The sequence below is a fragment of the Patulibacter medicamentivorans genome (assembly GCF_000240225.1).
GTDB lineage: Bacteria > Actinomycetota > Thermoleophilia > Solirubrobacterales > Solirubrobacteraceae > Patulibacter > Patulibacter medicamentivorans.
Window position 1 is genome coordinate 1 of sequence record NZ_AGUD01000072.1, and the last position, 4,654, is coordinate 4,654.

A 4,654-nucleotide genomic window follows, 5' to 3' on the forward strand; every position below is an offset into this window, starting at 1 on the left:
GTCGTCGGCCGGCGCGTCGGCGGAGGCGCCGGCGGGCCCGCCGCTCGCCGGGCGCTCGTCCCCGCCCGGGCGGCGGGGCGCGCCGAAGGGGTTGCCGAACGGCTCGCCGGCGGCGAACTGGTCGGCCTGGTCCTTCAGCCAGCGTCCGGCCTCGTCGGTCCACTGCCTGGCGCGCTCGGGATCGATGCCGGTCGCGCGCGCGACCTGGTCGAGGTCGGTCTGCGACACCTGGTCGACCTTCTGGCTCAGCTCCTGCGCGATCGCGCGCAGCGTCTGCTCGAAGCCCCTGCGGTTCCCGCTGTCGTCGCTCATGCAGCGATCGTCGCACGGGCGCCTGTCCATCAGCTGAAGACGGGCGATCCCGACGCCGGCCGCGCGCGACGCTGCGAGACTTCGGGCCATGGCCGCCGATCGCAGGTACGACGTCGTGCTCTTCGGGGCCACCGGGTTCACGGGAGGGCTGACCGCCGAGTACCTGGCCCGCAGCGCGCCGGACGGGTTGCGGTGGGCGCTGGTGGGGCGCAATCGGGCCAAGCTCGAGGCGGTCCGCGCGCGACTGGCCGCGATCGACCCGGCGACGGCCGAGCTGGACCTGCTGGAGGCCGACGCGGCCGATCCGGCGTCGCTGGCGAAGGTCGCGGAGGCGACGAAGGTCGTGATCACCACCGTCGGCCCCTACGCGCTGCACGGCGAGCCGCTGGTGGCGGCCTGCGCGGCGGCCGGGACCGACTACGTCGACCTGACCGGCGAGCCGGAGTTCGTCGACCGGATGTACAACGGCTACCACGCCGAGGCCGAGCGGACCGGGGCGCGGATCGTCCACTGCTGCGGCTTCGACTCGATCCCGCACGACCTCGGGGTCTACTTCACCGTCAAGCAGCTGCCCGAGGGCGTGCCCCTGCACGTCGAGGGCTACGTTCGGGCGGGTGGCCAGCCGTCGGGCGGGACCTACCACTCGGCGGTCCACGGCTTCGCCCGCGCCCGCCAGATGGCCGCGGCGGCCAAGCAGCGGCGCGCGACCGAGCCGCGCCCGGCCGATCGCAAGGTCCGGGCGGCGACCAACCGGATCCGCCGTGACGAGGCCCTCGGCGGCTGGATCGTCCCGCTGCCGACGGTCGATCCCCAGATCGTCCGCCGCTCGGCCCGCGCGCTCGAGCGCTACGGACCCGACTTCACCTACGGCCACTACATGATCGCCCGCAAGGCGCGGACGATCGCCGCGCTCGGGACCGGCCTGCCGGCGCTCTTCCTGCTGGCCCAGCTGCCGCCGACGCGCAAGCTGCTGCTGAAGGCCAGGACCCAGGGCGAGGGCCCGAGCGCGGCCGTGCGGGCGAAGAGCTGGTTCAAGGTCCGCTTCGTCGGCACCGGCGGCGGCGAGCGGGTCGTGACCGAGGTCTCCGGCGGCGATCCCGGCTACGACGAGACCGCGAAGATGCTGGCCGAGTCCGGGCTCTGCCTGGCGTTCGACGACCTGCCCGGGACCGCCGGCCAGGTCACCACCGCGCAGGCGATGGGCGACGCGCTGCTGGCTCGGCTGCAGGCGGCCGGGATCGACTTCCGCGTCGTCGAGGGCTGACGCGCGGGCTCAGCGATCGCGGTCGCCGCGGGCGATCGCGCGGTGGAGCATGTCGGCGCGATCGCTGTCGTCGCACGACAGCTCGATCTTGTCCGCCGAGTCGAGCAGCGCCTGCCGCAGGTCGCCGGTGCGGCTGCGGCCGGCCGGGTCGTCGTCGTAGAGCGTCGCCAGCACGCTCATCGGCTGGTCGAGGCCGGCCAGGACCTGCGTCTTGGCGGTCTGGTCGCCGCGCAGCTGCTGGGCCTGGGTGCAGGCGCCGTCGATCCGGCGCAGCGCGTCGTTCAGCAGCGCGTCGGAGCTCGCCGTCAGCTGGTGCCCGGCGTCGCTGACCGGGACCGGGATCGCGACCGTCGCCGGGACCGGGCCGTCGACCTTGTCGTGGAAGGCGTTCCAGGCGTCGGTCGCATGGCCGGCGATCCCCGAGGGCCCGCCGCCGACGACCAGGACGCCGGCCACCGCCACCACGGCGATCAGGTGATTCGGACGCAGCTGCACGTCCCGGAGATCGGCGGCGCCCCGCCCGAGGGCGACCGGTCGGGCCGCAGCTGGACGGATCGACGGGTCAGCGCAGGCCGAGCTCGGACGCGCGCACCACGACCTGCAGCCGCGAGCGCGCACCGAGCTTCGCCAGCAGCCGTCCGACGTGGCCCTTGACCGTCGGCTCGCTGAGGACCAGCCGCTCGGCGATCTGGCGGTTCGAGCAGCCCTCGGCCAGCAGCGTCAGGACCTGGTGCTCGCGCGGGGTCAGGTGCGGTCCGCCGGCCGGCTGGTCGTCCGCGGCCGGGGTCGGATCCGGGGCGTCGTCGAGCACCTGCTCGCCGTCGAGGATCCGCCGCAGGGCCTCGGCCAACCCCAGCGGGTCGCCGTCCAGCCGCAGGCAGGAGCAGGCCCCCGCGTCGAGGCAGGACCGCAGCTCGGCCGCCGACGCGGCGCTGCCGACGAGGGCGACGCGGGTCGCCGGCCGCAGCGCCCGCAGCTCGGCGCAGGCGAACGCCGCCGGCAGGTCGCCGGGCGCGCGCGGGTCGAGCAGCACCAGGTCGGGCGCGGCGCGGCGCGCCAGCTCGAGCGCCTCCTCGACCGTCGCCGCCTCGTCGATCACGGCCGGGCCGAGCGCGTCCTCGACCGTCGCCCGCAGCCCGCGCCGGATCATCGGATGGCCGTCGACCAGCAGCACCCGGAGGGTCGTCAGCGCCCGCTCGCCCGGCGCCCACAGATCGCGCAGGCCACGCTGGGCCGCGTCCGCCGCGCGCCGGATCCCGCGCAGGGCCAGGGCCGCGTCGCCGGTCAGCTCGGCATGGCGGGCCGCCTGGCCGATGAACAGCAGCTGGCGGGCGACGGCGTCCTGGACGGCGCCGGCCATCGTCCGCCGCTCGTGGTCGAGGAACCGCTGCCGCTCGCGCTCGTGGGCGACCCGCTCGCGGATCCGGGCGGCGGTCACGGCGGCGACCCGCTCGACCGCGTCGACCAGCCGGTCGCCGGGGGCGCCGCGCTCGCGCGAGGCGACGTAGAGCAGGCCGCCGACGCCGTTCTCGCCGGGGATCGGGACGCAGGCGATCCCGTGCAGGCCCTCGGCGTTGATCGCGCCGACGTAGTCGCGGGTGATCGACGGGGCGTTCGGGTAGTCGGCGACCGAGAAGGCCCGCGACTCGCCGAGCACCCGGCCGCCGAGCCCGCGGCCGGTGCGCAGGGTCAGGGCGGCGAACCGCTTCGGCTCGACGCCGCAGCTGTGCAGCAGCGGGACCTCGCCGCGCTCGTCAGCGAGGCCGGCGAACGCGGCCTCGGCGTCGAGGTCGGCCACGATCGTGCGCACCGCGTCGTCGACGATCGACGGTGCGGCGAACCCTCCGGGCGAACGGGTGGCGGTGGCCATGTCGTGCTCTCCTCCCCGGCGCGGGCCATCTCGGCGTCCACGACGGACCACCGAGGATAGCCCGGTCCCGGCGACCCCATACGAAGGTCGCGGGCGAGGGGCGGCTCAGCCGCCGGCCGCCGCCCGCCCGGCCTGCTCCAGCCGCGCGACCTCGTCGGCGCTGAGCTGGATCTCCGCCGCGGCGACGTTCTGCTCGACGTGGGCGACCTTCGAGGTGCCCGGGATCGGCAGCATCACCGGCGAGCGGTGCAGCAGCCAGGCGAGCGCGAGCTGGGCCGGGGTCGCACCGTGCTCGCGGGCGATCTCGTCGAGCGGACCGCCCTCGCGGGCCAGCCGGCCGGTCGCGACCGGGAACCACGGCAGGAAGCCGATCCCCAGCTCCTCGCAGCGCTCCAGGACGTCCTCGCTGTCGCGATCGACGAGGTTGTAGCGGTTCTGCACCGTCGCGACCTGGACTCCGGCGTCGAGCGCGGCGTCGAGCTCCTCGACGGTCACCTCGGAGAGCCCGACGTGGCGGACCTTGCCGGCGTCCTGGGCATCCTTGAGGACGCCGAACTGCTCCTCCGCCGGGACCTTGGCGTCGATCCGGTGCAGCTGCCAGAGGTCGATCCGCTCGACCCTCAGGTGGCGCAGCGACAGCTCCAGCTGCTGGCGCAGGTACTCCGGCCGCCCGACCGGGTGCCACTCGCCGGGACCGGTTCGCGTCAGGCCGGCCTTGGTCGCGATCACGAGGCCGTCGGGGTAGGGGTGCAGCGCCTCGGCGATCAGCTGCTCGCTGACGAACGGGCCGTAGGAGTCGGCGGTGTCGATCAGGTCGACGCCCAGCTCGACCGCCCGCCGCAGGACCGCGCGGGCCTGGTCGGGGTCGGCCGGCGGCCCGAAGATGCCCTCGCCGGTCAGCTGCATCGCGCCGTAGCCGAGGCGATGGACGGGCAGGTCGCCGCCGATCGCGAACGTGCCGGAGGCGTGGGCGGGTGTCGTCGTGCTCATGGGAACTCCTCGGTGCCGGGACTCGCCGGTCACGATGCCGGAACGGGGCGGGCGGCCCGTGGCGACGGGGGATTCGGCGCGGCCCTCGGTCGATCGGCTGCGCACGCCGGCCGGCTCTGGCAGCCTGGGGGCCGTGCCCGCACCACGGCGATCCCCGGCGAGCGATCGCACGGCCCGGCGTCGCGCCGCGGCGGCGGGCCGCGCCCGCCGGCGACGGC

5 protein-coding genes are annotated in these 4,654 nt (G+C 75.9%); 1 reads left to right on the plus strand and 4 read right to left on the minus strand.

The features are described from left to right. Positions 1-312, minus strand: a 312-nt coding sequence (locus PAI11_RS07040) for a hypothetical protein (RefSeq protein WP_040598898.1), incomplete at its 3' end; no start/stop codon positions are given. A gap of 88 nt (positions 313-400) precedes the next feature. Here PAI11_RS07040 and PAI11_RS07045 point away from each other — a divergent pair. Continuing rightward, entirely contained in the window at positions 401-1,576 is a 1,176-nt protein-coding gene (locus tag PAI11_RS07045) for a saccharopine dehydrogenase family protein (protein ID WP_007572378.1), read from the plus strand. Between the two features lie 9 nt (positions 1,577-1,585). On the opposite strand, the gene PAI11_RS07050 is transcribed toward PAI11_RS07045, so the two are convergent. The 3 genes from PAI11_RS07050 to PAI11_RS07060 all read right to left on the minus strand — a co-directional run bounded on the left by PAI11_RS07050 (position 1,586) and on the right by PAI11_RS07060 (position 4,436). Further along, positions 1,586-2,071: a hypothetical protein gene (locus tag PAI11_RS07050; RefSeq protein ID WP_007572380.1), complete on the minus strand. Its 486-nt coding sequence runs from the start codon at positions 2,069-2,071 to the stop codon at positions 1,586-1,588. Positions 2,072-2,138: 67 nt separating this feature from the next. Continuing rightward, the gene (locus tag PAI11_RS25330; protein ID WP_007572382.1) at positions 2,139-3,446 is read right to left on the minus strand and encodes a response regulator transcription factor; all 1,308 of its coding nucleotides are present in this window, start codon (positions 3,444-3,446) and stop codon (positions 2,139-2,141) included. 105 nt (positions 3,447-3,551) lie between these two features. Continuing rightward, on the minus strand, positions 3,552-4,436 hold the full coding sequence (locus PAI11_RS07060) for an aldo/keto reductase (protein ID WP_040598900.1): 885 nt from the start codon (positions 4,434-4,436) through the stop codon (positions 3,552-3,554). Between the last annotated feature and the right edge of the window lie 218 nt (positions 4,437-4,654).